We start from the raw sequence: 20,150 nt of genomic DNA on the forward strand, positions 1-20,150 counted from the left end.
CGCCGACACGGCCGTGCTCACCAACGGCAAGTGGGTCCAGAGCAACGACACCAAGATCGATACGTTCGAGGGCTTCAAGAACCGCTACGACACCCTGTGGAGCATCTACGAGCCCGCGAAGAAGAAGTACGACGTCGCCAAGGCCATCTACGACCGCGAGAACGGCATCTACAACCAGTACAAGACCGATTACCGCCACTACCTGGATGAGAAGACCGAGTACGAGTCCGAGGTCGACTACAGCGCCGGCAAGCTGCTGTTCAACCAGCACGGAGACGCGTTCCCGACCATCTATGACATGGGCGACGCGGCCCGTCTGTACAACTGGGATGCGGGCCTGGTGAAGATTCCGCGCTCCAGCATCACGGGCCTTGTGTGGGACGACTCGTTCTACGAGACCGACGAGACCACAGGAGACGTGGCCGCCCGCAACCGCGCCTACAACGGCCTGCAGGACGACGGCGAGCCCGGTCTCGCCGGCGAGACGCTGTATCTGACCCAGTGGTACTTCGTGCCGCTGAACGACTCCATCCCGGACGCCAATGCCGAGAAGGACGAGAACGGCGTCATCAAGGAGAACAACGACAGCCTTGTGGTGCTCGATCCGAAGACCGCCACGGAGGCCGACATCAAGAAGGCCGCCCACGACGCCGGCATCGACTTCGGCACCGCCGCGGTGCTCGACGAAGACGGCAACATGACCTACAACGACTTCGACCTGGGCGACCACAAGGCCACCACCCAGCAGGTCGAGCGCGTCTACGGTATCGATTACGAGCTCGCCTCCGACGGCTCGGGCTTCTGGGTGCGCAACCTGAACTTCGGTACCGACAAGTTCACCGGCACCTGGAAGAAGGAGACCGTGGTGGACCGCGACGATGCGGGCAACGCCATCGGGTCCTTCAAGCGCGACGCGTGGAGCGCCCCGCGCTCGACCGGCTCGCGCCAGGTGGTCGGCGTCAACGGCGTCATCGCGGTTGAGACCTCCGATATGACCTATGCTCCGGTGCAGGAGGTGGACGCCGACGGCAAGCCGGTGACCGACCGCTACGGCAACCCGGTCTACAAGACCGATGAGTTCGGCAACACGGTCATGGAAGTGGTGGACGCCTCCACGCTCGGCCGCTACTCCTTCGACGAGCTGCCCGCCGCCTACACTGGCGACAAGGGCGAGAAGTACCTGGCCAGCTACCGCGTGGAGCTGGGCTACACCCGCGAGGCCGAAGGCGATGAGACCACCACCTCCGACGACGAGAAGTGGCTGCTCACCCGCTACCACCAGCCCGCGCGCAACGATGCGGGTGTGGCCGGCGATGCGGATACGAGCAAGATCGACTCCGACGTGGAGAGCGCCATCGGCGCCGGCAGCGGCATGATGTTCACCGCCACTGACGAGGTCACCGCCATGGACGGCACGACCCACGAGGGCCTGCGTGCCCACTCCGGCCACATCGTGGTGGCGGGCGTGGCCGACAACACCGAGGGCGCCTATGTGGACAAGCGCACCGACGCCCTGAACGTGCAGCCCTCCAAGGTGACCGTGCCCGTGAGCGACATGATCGAGGGCACCTGGAACGAGAGCGCGACCGCCAACAGCGAGAACCTGAAGGTGAACACGGCCAACTACGTGACCTACGACTACCTCACCTACCGTCCGAAGCTGGACGAGAACGGGGAAGTGGTCATCGACCCGACGACGAAGAAGCCGGTCAGCGAGGTTCACGGCGGCGATGCCGGCGAGGTTCAGCCGCCCACCCAGAAGATCACCGGCGTGGTGTTCAACGATGTCGACAACGACGGCATCAACGGCACCCTGGCCGTCGGTGAGGCCGCCGATGTGGTCGACGAGCCGGTGGAGGGCATCCAGCTGACGCTGGAGCGCTACTTCGCGCTGGCCGAGGGCCTCTCGGTGGAGGACGCCACGGTGGCCTCCGGCACCTGGCGCGCCGACCCGACCTGGTCTGAGGATTGGAACACCCTGGACTACCAGGGCGAGATTGCCGCCACCGGCTCTGCCGAGGGCGTCTACGCCGACGATCCGACGGCGGGCCTTACCGGCGACGACACCTACGGCGCGGTCGTGCCCTTCGCCGATCCCGACGATGAGGAGGCCGAGAAGCCGACCCACAACACCGAGTCGGCCGCCGACGGCACCTACGTCTTCGACAACCTGAAGAGCCAGGGCTGGCTTTCCTTCGACGAGGCGGGCAACGTGGTGCCCGACGGCACCGAGGGCGCCACGGAGAAGCTCGTGGTGTTCGGCTACCGTGTGCGCGTCACCGATGCGGATTGGTGGAACCGCTACTGGGGTACCGCCAAGTACCTGCAGGGTGCCTCCTACGTGCAGACGGCCACCGACTGGATGAGCGACTCCGATTTGGTCCATGCGGACGGCTATCTCATGAGCGGCACCGCTGGTGCGGACGACTCCATGGAGTACACCGTGCTTTTGAACGTGGAGAGCGCCACCACCCCCGATGCCAACAAGCGCAAGTCCCTGAACCCGGACAACCCGAATATCAACTACCAGCTCGCCGTGGAGCGCGGCGACCGCTACGGCATGGATTCCCGCTACGGTGAGCCGGCGCCGGCCACGGTGCTCACCACCAACGCCGCCGCTGCCATCACGGCCGCGGCCGCCGGCATGGGCGTGGCCGCCGAGGGCGACCAGAACGCGGCCGACCGCAGCTTCCATCCGGTGCTCACCTACGATCTCGCTCGCGGCGCCGACCGCCTCGGCAACGATGCCGGCCTGCGCGCGCCCGTGCAGCAGAAGATCGCCGGCCGCGTGTTCCACGACGCCGACTACGACGGCACCCTGGCCCATAAGGCCACGGCCAACGAGCTCGAGAAGCCGAACAAGCCGCTCGAGGGCGATGGTGCGGACAAGGGCGAGGCCCAGGCGCCGGCCATCTCCAGCACCGAGATCGGCTATGCCGGCAAGCGCGTCATTTTGAAGCAGTGGTACTACAAGAACCGCGCGTGGGTGCTGAACCCGAACTTCGGCAACGATGCCTACACCGTCGCCGAGGGCTCCGTCACCTACAAGACCGAGACCGTAGGGGAGGGCGCTGACGCCATTGAGACCAAGGTCGTCGACACCGTGGACGACCCGGCCTACGCTGACGGCCTTACCACCATCATCCCGAACGCCACCTACGTGGAGGGCGTGGGCCTGTACGTCATCACCGATGAGGACGTGTACCGCACCGAGGAGACCGACGGCGCCACCACCAAGGTTCAGGTGAAGACCGCCGGCGACTACCTCTTCGACCGCCTGCCCGCCCGCTATGTGGAGGCCCGCGTGCCCGGCACCGAGGCCACCGATGACACCGAGGCCGTCGAGGGCACCACCAACGCCCCGGCCGAGGAGTATCTGGCCGGCTACACCGTGGAGGTGCTCGGCGGAGAGGTGAACGACGAGAACAGCGAGGCCATCCCCGGCCTGCCCGCCACCTTGCTGCAGACCGCCGATGGCGACGACGCCCAGAACTCCAAGGCCGTAAGCGCCCTGGCCGCGATGGGCTCTGACGAGCAGAACTTCGCCGACTACACCGACGGCAACTACCCGGTGCGCTGGAACGAGCTCACGGTGCAGACCGTGGACGGCAACGGCGTGACCACCAAGGCCACCCTGGACGGCAAGATCATCCTGGCCGCCCGTGCCGAGGCGCAGCCTGCCGAGGGCGACGCCGAGGCTACCCGCGAGCCCGCCGCCGGCAACCGCACCGACGCCGCTTCCGCGGCGGCCCGCGGCACCCAGCCCCAGTACTACGTGAAGGAGACCCGCCTGGCCGAGCTGCCCAAGACGGAGAAGCCCGCCGAGCCTTCCGAGGGCGAGGATGAGACCGAGACGCCCGAGGCGCCGGCCTACGGCTACCCGCTGGCCGGCTCCGCGGCCTCGGCCGAGGTGGCCCCGCGCGATAAGGACGGCAAGCCCGTCGACCAGACCGTCATCTACGACTGGTCGTGCGGCCGCGACGAGGTGCGCATGCACGCCGGCTTCGGCGAGTACGGCTACACCACCATCTCCGGCAAGGTGTGGCGCGATAGGAACTTCGACGGCATCCTGAACGCCACCGAGGAAGTCCTGCCCGGCTACAAGCTGGCCGTCACCCAGTGGTTCTGGGTGACCGACAAGGCTCTCATCGACGCCTTCAGGGCCGATTCCGACCACTTCGTGGTGGACGAGAAGACCGGTGCGCGCGCCAACGTGATCACCCGCGGTGCGGACGGCAAGCCGACTGCCACCGAGGACGGTGCATGGATTCACGCCAAGACCGCCGAGGAGATGGGCGGCGAGGACGCCGTGTCCCGCTCCAGCTTCACCCGTCCGGTGGCTACCACCGAAGAGGGCACGGGCGTCTACAAGTTCGAGCAGCTGCCGAGCTTCGTGTACCTGGCCGGTGACTTCACCGCCGCCACCCCGGAGGTTCCGGGCGAGGACGGCGAAGAGGGCACGCCGGGCACCGAGGCGGCAAACGACCTTACGGTCATCCAGCCCAACGACACCATCAACAACGGCGAGGCCAACGCCATCGCCCTGGACAAGCTCTACCTGGCGGCCTACCGCATCACCATGCAGGAGGTGGCGCCCAGCCATGCCCTGACGAGCCTGCATGTGGGCGTGAACATCGGCGACAAGACTCTGGGCGACCTGTCCACCATCACCGCCAAGGACGAGAACGGCAACCCGCTGCCCGGCGAGGCGGCCGACTCCGACGCCTTCCGTCCGAACCCCTCGGGCGACCGCGTCATCCAGATCGTGGAGGAGTACTTCGACAATTCGTGGGATGGCGAGGCCACCTTCGACGAGTACGAGACCAACACCGATAAGAAGTACGAGCAGGACAAGCGCGACGAGGCGAACGAGAACAAGGCCAATGCCAGCTACTGGCGCACCGACGGCTATGTGATCGTGGCCGCCCGCGGCTCTCATGCCAACCGCTACAACAACGCCGGCAAGGCCACCGACGCGGCCAGCTACCAGTACGAGCAGATTTACAACGGCGTGCGCTACGACGTGCCGCGCCCGATGTTCGCCCAGTCCGGCGGCCAGGCCGGCCTCGTGCAGATTCCGCGCACGAGCCTCACGGGCCGCGTGTGGGACGACACGGGCATCGCCGACGAGAACGGTGTGTACAACTACGCCACCGGCTACAACGGCGTCCAGGACAAGGACGAGGTGGGTCTGGCCAACCAGACCATCTACCTGACCCAGTGGTACTGGGCTCCCGTGACCCATGATGTCACCACCGGCGAGGGCGATGCGGCCACCACGGTGAAGGAGACGACGTGGGAGTGGGTGCGCAACGAGTCGTTCGGCGCCGACACCTACACGTCGAACCGCTACAGCCGCACCGATGCCGACGCCGCCATTGAGCCCATCATCTACGACGGCAACGCCGAGGCGGCCAACACGCCGCTTGAGGCCGTCGACGGCGTGGCGGGCGCCCTCAAGGTTCAGACCAACGAGGACGGTCAGTGGCTCGTGGAGAACCTGCCCACGGTCTACGTCACCGACGACGACACCTATTACCTGGCGTCCTATCGCGCCGAGCTGGCCGAGCTCTACCGCGAGCCGGCGGGCAACGCGGTGGACGGCTCCGACAACCAGTGGATGCTCACCCGCTACCACCACAACGAGACCGCCAAGAAGAAGGACGAGACTGCCAAGAAGGACGCGCTGCAGCTGACGGCCCAGATCGAGGCGATCAACGGCTCCGAGTCGGTCGTGAACGACTCCGATGCGGCCAGCGAGCTTCTGCGCGGCGTTGCCGGCGGCATGGTCATCGCCGGTCGTGTGGAGGGCGTGGCCGATGAGGCCAAGGTGGAGGCCGCTGACACCACCGGCGTTGCCTCCGACGGCGCCGCTGTGGACGGCACCGCCACCGTGCGCACCACCCGCAGCAACAACGGCCAGATCATCCTGGCCCAGGTGGCCGACACCACCAAGGACGATAAGGGCGTCTACACCCACACCAACCGCAACGCCTTCGTGGAGCTGCCCGATGGCCAGGGCATGGGCACCGGTGCCGAGGTCTACGACTGGATTGCCGATCCGCAGAAGGATGCCAAGGGCAATGTGATCCCGGTGGAGGCCGGCGACGTGGGCGAGGTTCGCGCCCCGCGCCAGTCCATCTCCGGCGTGGTGTGGTCCGATAGCGACAACGACGGCATCCGCGAGACCAATGAAGCGGGCATCGAGGGCATCGACATCGTGCTCGAGCGCTACAGCGTGACCGCCACCCGCAACAAGAACGGCATCTGGACCACCAACGGCACTTGGGAGCGCGACCTCACCTGGGCCAGCCAGGCTGCCTGGGATGCCTACGACGCCAACCCCGTGGCCGGTCTTGCCGGCCTGGGCAACGGCGCCTCCCGCCAGACGGCCACCGGCCCCGATGGCTCCTTCGCCTTCACCGACCTGCCGAGCCACCGCTTCGTGGCCGGTGCGGCCGACGACCCGGAGACGACCGACGTTGACGAGTCGACGGCTGATGCCATCGTCCTGTACGGCTATCGTGCCCGCGTGATCGATCCCGCCCTCTGGGATCGCAGCCTGGGCGTGACCCGCTACCAGCAGGGCAACGACTACGCGGTGGATTCCGACCTTATCTACGACAGCGGCTACCTCATGGCCGACGGCGAGTACGCGGTGCTGCTGAACGTGGTCACCGAGGAGACCCCGGCCGCAAACCACCTGGTGGGCCCGGCCAACGGCAGCGCCACTCAAAGCGACATCGACCGCTACGCCGAGGATGCGGCCAAGGATGCGGCCAAGGATGCGGCCTCTGCTAACGAGTCCGTGCTGTGGGCGGCGGCCCAGAAGCCCGTGGCGGTGACCGACCGCTTCGGCGCCGCTCTCGCGCCGCTCTACGACAAGGCCGACAACTACGAGGGCACCCGCGGCTACCAGATCAGCGCCAAGGCGGACGACACCACGGTGTTCACCTACGATCTGGGCCTGGGCGCCAACCGCTACGGCAACGACGCCGGCATGCGCGAGCCTGCCAAGAGCGTGCTCTCCGGCCTGCTGTTCAACGACGCCAACTACAACGGTCTCTACGACGAGGCCGTGGCCGACGACTCGGAGACCCCCGATGTGAACGAGTCCGTCGCGGCCGAGCCGGTGTTCGAGGGCAAGCGCGTGTACCTGAAGCAGTGGTACTACGTGCCCGAGAACCTGGCTACCGAGACGCTCGCCGCCGGCTGGCACCAGAACGTGAACTTCGGCAACGACTACTACACCCGCGCCGCCAACCAGACCGCCTCAGGCGCGGTGAGCGTGCGCCAGTTCGTCATCGACAACGCCACCTTCGAAGGCGCCGAGGGCGTGTGGGTGCTCAGTTCCAACGGCGAGCAGAAGGCGGGCAGCAAGACCATCGAGGCCGGCCGCTACCTGTTCGACAACCTGCCGAGCCGCTACATCGCCGAGCGCAAGGGCAACGGGTTCGCTACCGAGTACCTCGCCGGCTACACCATCGAGGTGGAGGGCAACGCCGCCGATAAGACCTCCATGCACGGCCTGCCGGCCACCCGCAAGCAGGTAGCGACCAAGAACGAGCAGGACGGCTACGCCAAGGAGGCCTATTCCTTTGATGTGGCCACCGACGAGCTCAACTCCGACGCCTTCCGCACGGTGGGCGAGGATGATGCCACCTACGAGGCGGGCAACTACCCGGTGCGCTGGAACGAGGACACCACCCAGGTGGCCCTCGATGACAACGGTGCCACGGTGCCCGCCGGCGATGCCACCTACACCAAGTCCACCCTGGACGGCAAGATCATCCTGGCCGCCAAGGCGGATGTGAACGACAACAGCACCGTCGAGGGCGATGACCGCTTCTCCTTCGGCGCCACCCACGGCGCGTACCTGCGCGAGTTCACGCGCGGCGAGGGCGACGACAAGGTCACCGTGCGCTTCGATCTGTCCGAGGGCCTCGACGAGGAGCGCATGAACGGCGGCTTCGGCCCGTTCGGCTACACCACCATCTCCGGCAAGGTGTGGCAGGACGTGAACTTCGACGGCATCATGGACGGCGCCGAGGCCGGCCTGGCCGACAAGAGCCTGACGCTGACTCAGTGGTACTTCGTCGCCGGTTCCATGAGCGGCGAAGGCGACGGAGCGCATTTCGTGCCCGCCGACGGCGAGGTCGTGCCCGCCGGCGCCAAGGTGGAGCCGGTCAAGGGTGACGGCAAGAACGCCGATACCGTGGTGGGCGCCTGGGTGAAGGTGGACAGCTTCGGCACCTTCGACACAGGAGCCTACTCCGGCATCCTGACGGCCACCACGGCCGCTGACGGCAGCTACGCCTTCGAGGGCCTGCCGAGCTTCGTCTACGCTCAGGACGGCGCCAACCCGGGCATCTACCAGCCCGGCACCAAGCTGGCCGACGGCACCACCTTCACGGGCCCCAACGGCACCGTGGAGAACGACTACAACGTGAACACCGACAAGCTTTATATCGTGAGCTACCGCCTGGTGCTCTCCGAGGTGGCGCCGAGCTTCTCGCTGACCCGCGCTCATGTGGGCGTGAACATCGAGACCGACGTCATCGACAGCGACGGCATGCTCTCCACCACGACCACGGCGGCCGACCATCCGGGCGCTGACGTGGCGAACGACTCGAACGCGGATCCCGTGCGCGACACCACCGGCACCAATGGCCGCGAGGATGCCGACTCCGACGCCATCCGCACCGGTGATAAGCTCGGCCAGATCGAGCTGCGCGAAGAGTTCTACGACGGCGTCATCGCCGCCTGGCGCACCGACGGCTACGTGCTGGTCTCCGACCATGCCCGCGAATCCGACGGTCACCAGTACCAGCGCACCTACGGTTCCGGTGCCACGGGCCAGGTGCTCTACGACGTGCCCGATCCCATGGGTACCCAGCGCGGCGGCGACGCGGGCCTCGTGTCCGTGCCGCGCGCCGATATCACCGGCCGCATCTGGGACGACGCCGCCAAGGGCTCCGATTCCCAGGATACCTACAACGGCATCCAGAACGACGGCGAGCCGGGCCTGGCCAACGAGGCCGTGCTCATCACCCAGTGGTACTACGATCCGGCCAACACCAACCCGGCAGACAACAACAGCCACTGGTTCCAGAACAAGCAGTTCGGCCTGGACCGCTACACCTCCAACCGCGACGGCGCTTATCAGGCCGCTGGGGCCGAGGTACTGGCCAAGGCGGGCGACGAGAAGACTGTCGAGAGCAAGAAAGTCATTGAGGCACTGACGCCCATCGTCTACAACGGCAACGACATGACGCCGCTGGCCTACGTCTACGCCGATGCCTCCGGCAACCGCGTGGATGCCAAGGGCAATCTGTATCATCTCGGTAAGAACGCCGATGGCACGGTCATCGCCGAGGGCGACCTCGTCGCGGGCGTTCTGGCCACCACCACCGGCAGCATGACCAAGGTGAAGGTGCCCGGCGAAAACGAGGGCGAGACGAAGGAGGAGGACAGCGACGAGATCCTCGGCCTGTACCACTTCGCCAACCTGCCCACGGCCTACGTGAACGAGAACGACCAGTACTTCCTGGCCGCCTATCGTATCGAGCTGGCCGATGTGGAACACACCGAGAACGATGACGCCACCGACAACCAGTGGCTGCTCACCCGCAACTACCAGGGCGACAACCGTCTGACCGACTCCGACGCGCTGGATGTCACCGACACCGGTATTGCCGGCGGTATCAAGGTCATCGGCAGCTTCGCCAACGGCAAGGCCACCGGCCGCTACAACAACGGCCAGGTCATCCTCGCCGGCACCCGCTCCATGGGCGAAAGCCTCATCACCGGCGGCGCCACCAGTGGAGCCAAGTCCGTGGTGACCGTGCCCCAGAAGCAGGCCATGGACACCGAGGGCGCCCGCGCCTACGACTGGATGAAGACGGCCACGGCCACCGACACCCCGGCCGCCTCCGTGGACGAGTACGGCAAGACCACGGTGGCCGGCGGCGATGTGGGCGAGGTCCGCGCTCCCGTCGAGGCCATCTCCGGCCGCATCTGGTTCGACGACAACAACAACGGCCTTCTGGACGAGGCCACCGACGCCGATGCCGGCACCGGCGACGACACCATGGCCGAAGGCATCGAGGTCACCCTCGAGCGCTACTACGCCATCGTGGGCACCGACGAGAACGGCACCTACGGCTGGACCCGCGACGACGAGGCCATCAACGGCATCACCATGACCGGCAAGTCCGAGTGGGCCACCGCCGACCAGTGGGAGGTTTACGACCATGACCCGACTAAGGGCCTCGGCGACGGCGATGCTCATACCGACGGTCTGCCGCGCACCGTGGCCACCTCGGTTGCTGCTGAGGCCACCGAGGATGACGCGGCCGTGCCCGGCGGCGTCTACACCTTCGACAACCTGAAGACCCAGGAGTGGGTGACCATCACCCACGAGGTGAACGGCAAGACCGTCACCGAGGACGTGCAGCTCATCTACGCCTACAAGGTGCGCGTCACCGACCAGCGCTGGTGGGATCGCTACTACGGCACCGCCAAGCTGCAGGTGACCGACTTTAACGGCACGAGCTACGCGAACGACTCCGACCTCAACTTCAACGACGGCTACCTCATGGGCGCCGACGAGTACGACGTGCCGCTGCAGATGGCCGACGACAACTCGCCGGCATCCAACAAGCGCTGGGCCGCCAACTCCAAGAACCCGAACAACGGCGAGGATACGGCCGCTGCCGGCACCTCCGATGTGACGAGTGCCAACCGCCACTACGACATGGCCTGGGGTATCAACCGTCTGCACAACGACGGCGGCCTGCGCATGCCGCTGTTCCAGAGCATCTCCGGCCTCATCTGGCGCGATGCTAACGACGGCTTCAACAAGGTCGATGGCACCGACTACAACGGCATCCAGGACGAGGACGAGCCCGGCCTTGCCGGCAAGCGCGTCATCCTGAAGCAGTGGTACTACGTGCCCGGCACGCCCGCCCAGGGCACCCAGGGCACCGAGGACTACGTGCCCGCCACCGATGGGCACTGGGTCCAGAACGTCAACTTCGGTAACGACAACTACACCCAGGCCGAGCAGCGCGCCACGGCGCCCACCAACACCAAGCCGGCCACCACGACCACCATCCCCGGCTCCGTCTACGACGAGCACGAGGGCGGCATCTGGGTGACTACGGCCGATGGTGCGAACGGCACCGTGGCCGGCCGCTACCTGTTCGACAAGCTGCCCACTCGCTACGTGGAGGCCCACCAGGGCACCCAGCTCGGCCGCGAGTACCTGGCCGGCTACACCGTGGAGGTGCTGGGCAACGTGAAGAACAGCGATTCGGTGGCCGCCGGCGAAGAGTCCCAGGCCGTGACCGGCCTGCCGGCGACGCTGAAGCAGCAGCTGCTGAAGGACAAAAAGCCGGGCAGCGACATCCTGAACTCCCAGGCCATCTCCACCACGGTCTCCGCCACCACGGACGCCGCGGGCAAGGCCACGGGCAACTACGCTCTGGCCTGGAACGACGAGACGGCCCAGGATACCTACGACAACGGTGCGGAGGGCGACGACAAGCTCACCTACACCAAGCACACCATGGGCGGCAAGATCGTGCTGGCTGGCGTGGCCGAACAGAACAGCCCGGCCCAATCCGTCGTGTCCGCCACCACGACCAACCGCGACGACAACGTCGAGGTCGCCTTCGATTGGAACCTCGGCCGCAACGAGGAGAACCTCGACGGCGGCTTCGGCGCCTACGAGACCGGCAAGATCGCCGGCGTGGTGTTCCAGGACAAGAACGTCGACGGCTTCTACAGCGACAAGGACATCAACGACCGCCTGACCGGCGACAAGCCCGTGGCAGGGGAGACTCTCCAGGTGGCCCAGTGGTTCTTCGTGCCCAACGGAGACACGCTGCCCTACGAGGTGACGCTGGTCGACAAGAACGGCAACGATGCCGGTAAGACCCGCGACACCTATAAGGCCCTGGTGAACGCCGGCTTCGAGCACGACGATGCCACGAGCAACGACGGCACCTGGTTCAAGTCGAAGAGCTTCAGCTACCGCACCAACGTGGACGCGCTGCCCAAGGTTTCCGTGACCGATGCCGAGGGCAACACCACCACCAAGACCGCCGAGCTGGACACCCGCATCGCGGTGGACGACGCCGACTGGTTCGAGGGCGCGGTGACCAACGCCGATGGCGTGTACCTGTTCGAGGAGCTGGTAAGCTACGTGAACCTGGACGCCCTGGGCTCGCTGGAGGCCGCCAATCTCACTGACGTGCAGCCCTACTTCCCGGGCCGCAAGCACGTGAACCTGCCCGTGGGCGAGGTCACGCTGGGTGGTGCGGCCACCGTGGCCGAGGACGAGACCGAGGATCAGGATAAGGACGAGACCGAGGACCAGGACAAGGACGACAACGAGAACCAGGACCAGGACAAGGACGACAACGAGGGCAACGATACGTCCAAGACGGGCACCGGCGTGACCATGGACGTCGTCGACAGCGGCGCCGACCCGCTGGCGACGCTCGCCGCCCAGGTCAGCAACGACCATATTTACATGACCGCCTACCGTGTGTCCCTGGACGAGACGGAGCCCGACTACGCGCTCACCTTCCCGAGCCAGGGCGCTATCGAAGATGACAAGACAGCCGGTCAGCTCGGCGATGACGACAACCTCGCCCGCGGTCTGACCATTACCAACGACTCCGATGCCATGCGCGTGGGCGACGGCAATACCGTGGAGCTCTTCGAGGAAGTGGCCGGCGAGCACGACGGTAAGGGCGCCCCCGTCCGCGTGACCGTGGTGGACGACAACAGCCAGCAAAGCGTGGTGGAGACCCGCAACGACGGCTACGTCATTGTGGCCGCCGAGATCACCGACGGCGAGAACGGTGCGGCCAACACGCCGGCCGGCGGCCAGTACCAGATGACCGGCAATGTTGCTGCGGCCTCCGGTGCGGCTCATGTGGCCACCGAGGTGTTCTACAACGGCAAGCGCTACGACGTGCCGCGCATCACCGCCAACAAGGTGACCCGCGAGGCGACCCATACCGAGCCGGGCGCCGATGCGGCCGAGACGAAGACCATCATGGACTTCGACAACGCCGTTACCGGCGGCGACGCGGGCCTCGTGGAGCTTCTGAAGGCCAACATCTCCGGCAAGGTCTGGAACGATGCGAACTACGACGGCCTGCAGGACGAGAGCGAGGAGGGCATCGAGGGCGAGGAAGTGCGCCTGTCCCAGTGGATGTACGTGCCCACGAGCAAGTGGAAGTCCTTCGTGGAGAACCACGCCGACCTGGTGCGCGACTCCTTCGGTCTGACGAACGGTATCCAAGCCGACGATCCTGCCGATGCTGATGGTATTGCCGACACCATCGAGCGCGGCGTGTGGATCCGCAACACTCAGTTCGGCAAGGAGCGCTACACCGCCTCCACCGACGAGGACGGCGTGCACCATCCTTACATGTCTAACTCTTGGTACAACGTGCCCAGTGATGATATGGAGCCGGGCATCGTATCGGTGAAGACCTACGACGGCGCCACCGCGGTCAGCGGCCAGACCATCGATAAGGGCGTGTACCTCTTCGACAAGCTGCCCACGGTCTGCGTGGTGCAGAACAAAACCTACGACGAGTTCTATCTGGCGGCCTACCGCGTGGAGATCCCGGCCATGAACGTGACCGAGGCCGTTGACAAGAAGACCGAGGCCAACAAGGGCGGCGTCGAGGGCTCTGCCGACGACACCTGGCTGCTCACGCGCTACCGCGCCACGGCCAAGGGCAAGACGGCGCTGGAGTCCTCCAAGCTCGACTCCGATGTGGCCGATCTCACCCAGACCGGCATCGCCGGCGGCTACATCGTGTCCCAGCAGAACGACGAGCTGGACACCAACAACAACAACGAGCCTGTCGAGCGCCAGAACAACGGCCAGATTATTCTGTCCACTTGGGTGAAGGACGGCGAGGGCAACAAGAACACCACCGAGAACGTGGAAAACGACAACAACATGTGGCAGGGCAAAGACGACGTCACCAAGTACGACTGGATGCTCGAGCTTCCCGACGGCACCGCCATGCACCACGGTGGCGACGTGGGCGAGGTACTGCCGCCCTACCAGACCATTACCGGCCGCGTGTGGAAGGACATGAACAACGACGGTAAGCAGGGCAGTTACACCGACGAGAATGGTGTGAGCCAGCTCGAGCCCGGCGTGAACGACATCCAGGTGTCGCTGGAGCGCTACTACAGCATCGCCGGCACCGATACGTGGGTGTGGGACGAGCAGTGGGCCGATGTCTATCCGACCGACTACAACGACGGCGTTCAGGCGAAGGGCTCTCCCATGCGCCCGGCTGTGGCCAAGAAGTGGACGAAGGATGACACCACGGGCAAGTGGTCTTATGAGCCCATGGCCTACGCCAACGTGGACACGGCGACAACCGTCGCCGGCGTGGACGGCACCTACGAGTTCAAGAACCTCAAGAGCTCCGATCGCCGCGACGTGAACGGCGACGGCGTGGCCGAGGTCATCATCTACGGCTACAAGGTGCGCATCACCGACGAGGACCTGCGCGGCCGCCACATCCTGGCCGCCAACATCCACGTGGGCGACGACTACACCGTCGATTCCGACCTGAACTACGCCGACGGCTACCTCATGGAGGAGAACGAGTACACCGTGCTCCTCGAAGTCGCCGACTCCGACGACTACGTGGCCGGCTCCGAGAAGGACATGACCGACGCGGCCACCAACAAGGCCGCCACGAAGGTGTCCGTGGCCTCGCAGCCTTCCAACCTGTTCGCGGCTGCCAACTCCATGAACCCGAACCAGGATGAGATCGACCGCTATGGCCGCATGCCGGTGAAGAGCAATACCAAGGTGATGACCGCCGCTGACGGCACTGTTACCTACCAGAAGGCCGACGCCATGGCGGCCACGCTCACCTACGACCTCGCCAAGGGCGCCAGCCGCGTGAACAACGACGCCGGCGTCATGGACATCCCGAAGCACTTCATCGCGGGCTACCTGTTCCACGATGCCAACTACAACGGCGTGTACGACTTCGACGAGACGGGCGAGAACGACCCCGAGGTTCTGAAGAAGAACGAGCGCGGCCTGGTGGGCAAGAAGGTCATCCTGAAGCAGTGGTACTTCGTGCCCGCAACCGACAGCAAGACCGCCGGCAAGGGCGGTACGTGGGTGCTCGTCGAGGACTTCGGCAAGGACGACCCGGCTACCACCGTCACCACGCTGACCGACAAGGCCGCCGTGGTGCTGGCCGCTGCGGCCAAGGCGGCCAAGGACGGCGATTCTGCAGACCTCACCGTGCGCACCACGCGCACCCTCGCTGCCAAGGCCGATAGCGCCGAGGGCGCCGGCGACGGCTGGCATGCCGGCTACTACCGCTTCGACAACCTGCCGGTGTATGTGGCCGTGGGCGGTACCGAGTACCTGGCCGGCTACACGGTGGAGGTCGCCGGCGGCACCACCGCAGGCGAGTCGCCCGAGACGCTGAACGTGCCGGTCACCAAGATCGAGGAGCCCATCCTCGGCCAGGACGGCAAGGTGGTCAATCTGGCCGACGTGAACAACAACAAGGCCTACGCCGACACGCACCAGTCCGTGGCCCAGGTCATCGGCACCCAACTGCTCGAGACCAAGACCGAGGACGGCACGGTGACCTACGTCAAGCGCGACACCACCACCGGTACCGACACCTCCATCGACACCTATGCGGCGAGCAATGCGAACTATCCGCTCGGCTGGCAGCACCACACCGGCCAGGCGCCCAAGATGTTCGACAACGACAAGACGACGCCGACCAATAGCTCCAACTCTACCTTGGACGGCATGATCATCCTGGCCGGCAACACCACCACCTACACCCAGGACGACAACTACAAGGTGGACCAGACCCGTGGCGGCGCCTCGGTGTCCTTCGACATGGCCACCGGCCGCGACGAGAGCAAGCTCTCCGGCGGCTTTGGCTACTTCGGCACCACCGAGGTGTCCGGTACCGTGTGGTTCGACGCCGACTTCGACGGCATCAACGAGGTGGGCGCCACGACCGCCGACGGCAAGCCCGCCACCGACGGCGACTACGCCATCGCGGACCAGACCGTGGAGCTCACCCAATGGTTCTACCTGGCCGGCACCGCCGAGGAATCCAAGAAGGAGGTCACCGAGAACGGCGAGAAGCGCGAGATTACCTGGGTGGAGTTCACCGCCAACCCCAAGGTGAACAAAAAGGGCCAGACTCTGCGCGAGAGCAGCACGCTTGTGTTCAAGGGCGAGAAGTACTACGACATCGAGGTTGTGGACGGCGGCGCCTGGATCAAGAACCCGTCCTTCGGCGATGTGGTTCCCACCACCGAGACCGACGAGACCACCGGTACGACCGCCGCTAAGACCTCCTACACCGGCTTCTACACCATGAAGACCGACGCGAACGGCGCCTTCGCCTTCGGCGACGCCAACACCGCAGGCCTTCTGCCCTACGTGCAGTTCGACAAGAACGGCAACCCGCTGGCGGCCGGCGACGATAGCGCTGCCGACGACATGCTGGCCATGGCCGCCTACCGCGTGACCGAGCCGAGCCTGCCGGCGGGACACGTGCTCACCGTGTACCACAACGGTGAGGCGAACTCCTCGAATACCCAGGCCACCAACACCGACTCCGACGCCAAGCGCGACATGAACCGCACGGCGATGGTGGACGGCTACGAGACGCCCATCGTCACGAGCTATCCGCAGTTCGAGGCGACCGGCGAGCAGTCCGACGCCACCTTCGCGAGCGAGACCGGCTACATCGTGACGGCCAACTCGGCGAGTCGTGCCGCCAACACGCCCTACACTCACACGGTGGACGGCGTGGGCTACGACGTGGCCAACCAGGTAACCAAGCGCGAGCATGTGAACACCGGCTTGTTCAAGGTGCCCACCTCCCAGATCACGGGCATCGTGTGGGACGACACCGAGAACGACGACAACACGGCCCCCGACGGCGTGCGCGCCGCCGACGAGCCGGGTCTGGCCGGCGAGACGGTGCTCGCCACCCAGTGGTACTACGTGCCCGCAAACTCCGCGGCCTTCACCCAGATCGACACCAGCGATGACGCCGGCTTGGTCGAGTGGGTGCCCGCGGCCGACGGGGCTAAGAACGTCGTCGCGGCCGAGAACGACAAGGCCGTGGTGGAGAAGGACGAGAACGGCAACGTGAAGTCCGCCAAGGTGGGCAGCCTTGCCGTGAAGGGCGCCTGGGTGCAGAACATCGGCTTCGGTTCCGACTGGGTGACCACCAAGCCCGTCATCGTGAAGGATCCGAACGGCCCGACCGACCAGGGCAAGGTCCAGCGCGTCCCGGTGATCACCAACGGCGAGAACCGCCCCGACGCCCGCAACAAGATGGGCGTGGTGGCCGTGAAGACCTACAAGGCCAAAGAAGCCAAGAAGGTCGTGGTCGACGCGAACGAGGCCGCCGGCTACAATCTGGCGGACGTGGCCGAGGGCGAGTACGTCTTCGACAACCTGCCCACGGCCGTGGTCGTGCTCGACGCCAACAGCGGCACCGACGAGTACTTCCTCGCCGCCTACCGCGTGGAGCTGGCCGCGCCCAAGAACTACCTGAAGACCGGCTACGAGAAGGGCGTGCAGGACCCCTGGCACATCACTACGCCGCACCAGCCCGTAAGCTTCGCCAACGACGACGCGACGGCCAAGGGCCTTGCGACAGACTCCGACGTGCCCGGCACCAAGGCCGGCGTGGCCGGCAACGCCGGTACGCTCGGCATCACCGATACCAACATCAAGGCTCTGTACCAGAGCTGGCCCATCCAGCACCGCTACGCGGCGGACGGCTCGGTGCGCGCCAACGACGGCCAGGTCATCCTTGCCAAGGTGAAGAACGACGCCTCCAAGGGCATCGCCGCCAGCTACGCGGACATCCCGGCTGCCAACGCCATGGATACCGCCGAGGCGACCATCTACCAGTGGACCCATCCGGTGCTGACCGAGGTGGCCGGCGACGTGGGCGAGATCAAGCCCGCCTACCGCTCCATCGGCGGCTACGTGTGGAAGGACAACGACTACAAGGACGGCATCTACAACCTCATCCCCGGCACCTACGCCGACATGGTGAACACGGGCCAGTTCATCGACCTGAAGAGCCCCGAGAAGCAGCCGGTGCCCGATCGCCCGACGAGGATGTACCTGCGCCAGTGGTACTACGATCCCGATCACGTCAACAAGGGCAATGCCTATCCGTCTCCCGACGCGACGGACAACCATTGGTTCCCGGTGCCCCAGGGCGCGTTCACGGAGTACGGCAACGACCGCGACTGGAGTCCGACCGAGACGACCAAGGCGCCCTTCTACTACAAGACGGTGACCACCCGCAACAAGAGCGTCACCAACAAGGAAGCGGACAGCTACTACCAGTTCGACGACCTGCCGGTGCGCGTATTCATCAACGGCAAGGAGTACCTGGCAGGCTACACCGTGGCCATCCGCGGCAACGCCGACTTCAAGCCGGGCAACTACGAGGCCCAGACCTCCGACTACCTGGTTAAGAACAAGCTCACCGCTCCGGACTACCTGGTGGACCAGTGGAACTCCAAGGGTCTGGCCAACGTGCGTGGCACCTCGTCCTACGCCTACCGCTACGGCCCCGAGACCTTCCCGCTCATCCGCAGCCAGGCGTTCAGCTCCAACGGCGACATCCACACCATGGACTCCGTCATCGTGCTGGCCGGTTCCACCACCGCCGATGCCAAGGGCGCCCGCACGGGTAGCACGCCCTACGTGGTGAACTCCGCCGACAAGAACGGCACGGCGCCGCTGGCCTCCTTCGATCTGGCCTTCGGCAAGAACGAGACCCGCATGAACGGCGGCTACATCGTGCCGCCCTCCGCTCCCATCGAGGGCTACATCTGGGAGGATGCCAACTACGACGGCGTCCGCCAGGAGGATGTCTACGACAAGAACGGCAACCTCGTCTCCAAGGGCGAGCGCGGCATCGGCGGCGTGCGCATCCGCCTGACCAAGTACTACCTGGACGACACCGATAAGACCGGCGGCCCGGACGGCACGTGGAAGCGCACCTACAGCCTGGACGAGAACGGCAACCGCGTGCTCGACCCGTACTATCCCTTCACCACCTCCTACGGCACCGACCCGGAGGACGACCTGGAGCTGGGCCAGTACCGCACCGATCTGGTGCCCACGAGCTTCAAGAAGCCCGATGCTCAGAAGCTGAACGAGCCGAGCGACCGCGAGTACCTGTGCGGCTACACCGTGGCCGTGGCCGATACCGATCCGGCCGACCTCTACAAGCAGGTGCCCAACGAGGCCATCGCCGGCTACACCCTGACGCGCCCCCATGTCGCAGGCGAGCTTGACGCCGTGGTGGCCGACGGCAACGCCGAGGGCATGCGCACCGAATCCGATGCCTTCCGCTACTACACCTCCGAGGGTCTGGACGCCATGGACTCCACCACCAAGGCCTTCGGCCTGGTGAACCGCTTCATCGACATGCAGGACTCTGTGCCCGCGCCCGGCGACACGGAGAAGAACGCCGCCTTCAAGAACCGCGTGCCGGCCGGCCGTGCCGACGGCATGGTCATCGTGGCCCACGAGGCGGTGGAAAGCTCTACCAACGACAAGACCCAGAAGAAGTACAAGGGCGTCACCTACGACACCGACGAGAACGTCCAGGTGCAGCAGGGCGGCGACGGCGGCTTCGTGAAGATTCCCGAGACCTCCATCACCGGCGTGGTGTGGGACGACTCCTACAGCGACGAGTGGGCCGCTACCGACCCGGTGCGCGACCGCGCCGAGCACGAGCGCTCCTACGACGGCGTGTACCAGCCCGAGTTCGAGGCGGGTCTCGCCGGCCGCACCGTGGCGCTGACCCAGTGGCACTACGTGACCCACGACATGTGGAAGAACTTCGCGCTGCGCCACGCGCATCTGGTCTACAACCTGCTGACCAAGGACGACCTGAAGGCGCTGGGCATTGATGCGATGGATCCCATCGAGGCCATGAAGACCATCGACAAGTCTTCCGATGCGACGCTCGAGCTGGCCTGGAAGCTGCTGTACACCCGCGCCGAGCAGGGAGCCGCAAGCGATGTGCGCGCGGCGAGCGGCGACGAGGGCGCCCTGGGCT

1 protein-coding gene (running past one end of the window) is annotated in these 20,150 nt (G+C 66.0%); it reads left to right on the forward strand.

From position 1 onward, the window contains the following. Positions 1–13 precede the first annotated feature (13 nt). Positions 14–20,150, forward strand: the 5' portion of a protein-coding gene (locus VJ923_RS03800; RefSeq protein WP_326438722.1) for an LPXTG cell wall anchor domain-containing protein. The gene runs 8,306 nt beyond the window's last position; 20,137 of the gene's 28,443 nt are visible here — the first part of the coding sequence; its start codon is at positions 14–16; the stop codon falls past the right edge of the window.

The sequence above is a fragment of the Adlercreutzia shanghongiae genome (assembly GCF_035830635.1).
Taxonomy (GTDB): domain Bacteria; phylum Actinomycetota; class Coriobacteriia; order Coriobacteriales; family Eggerthellaceae; genus Adlercreutzia; species Adlercreutzia shanghongiae.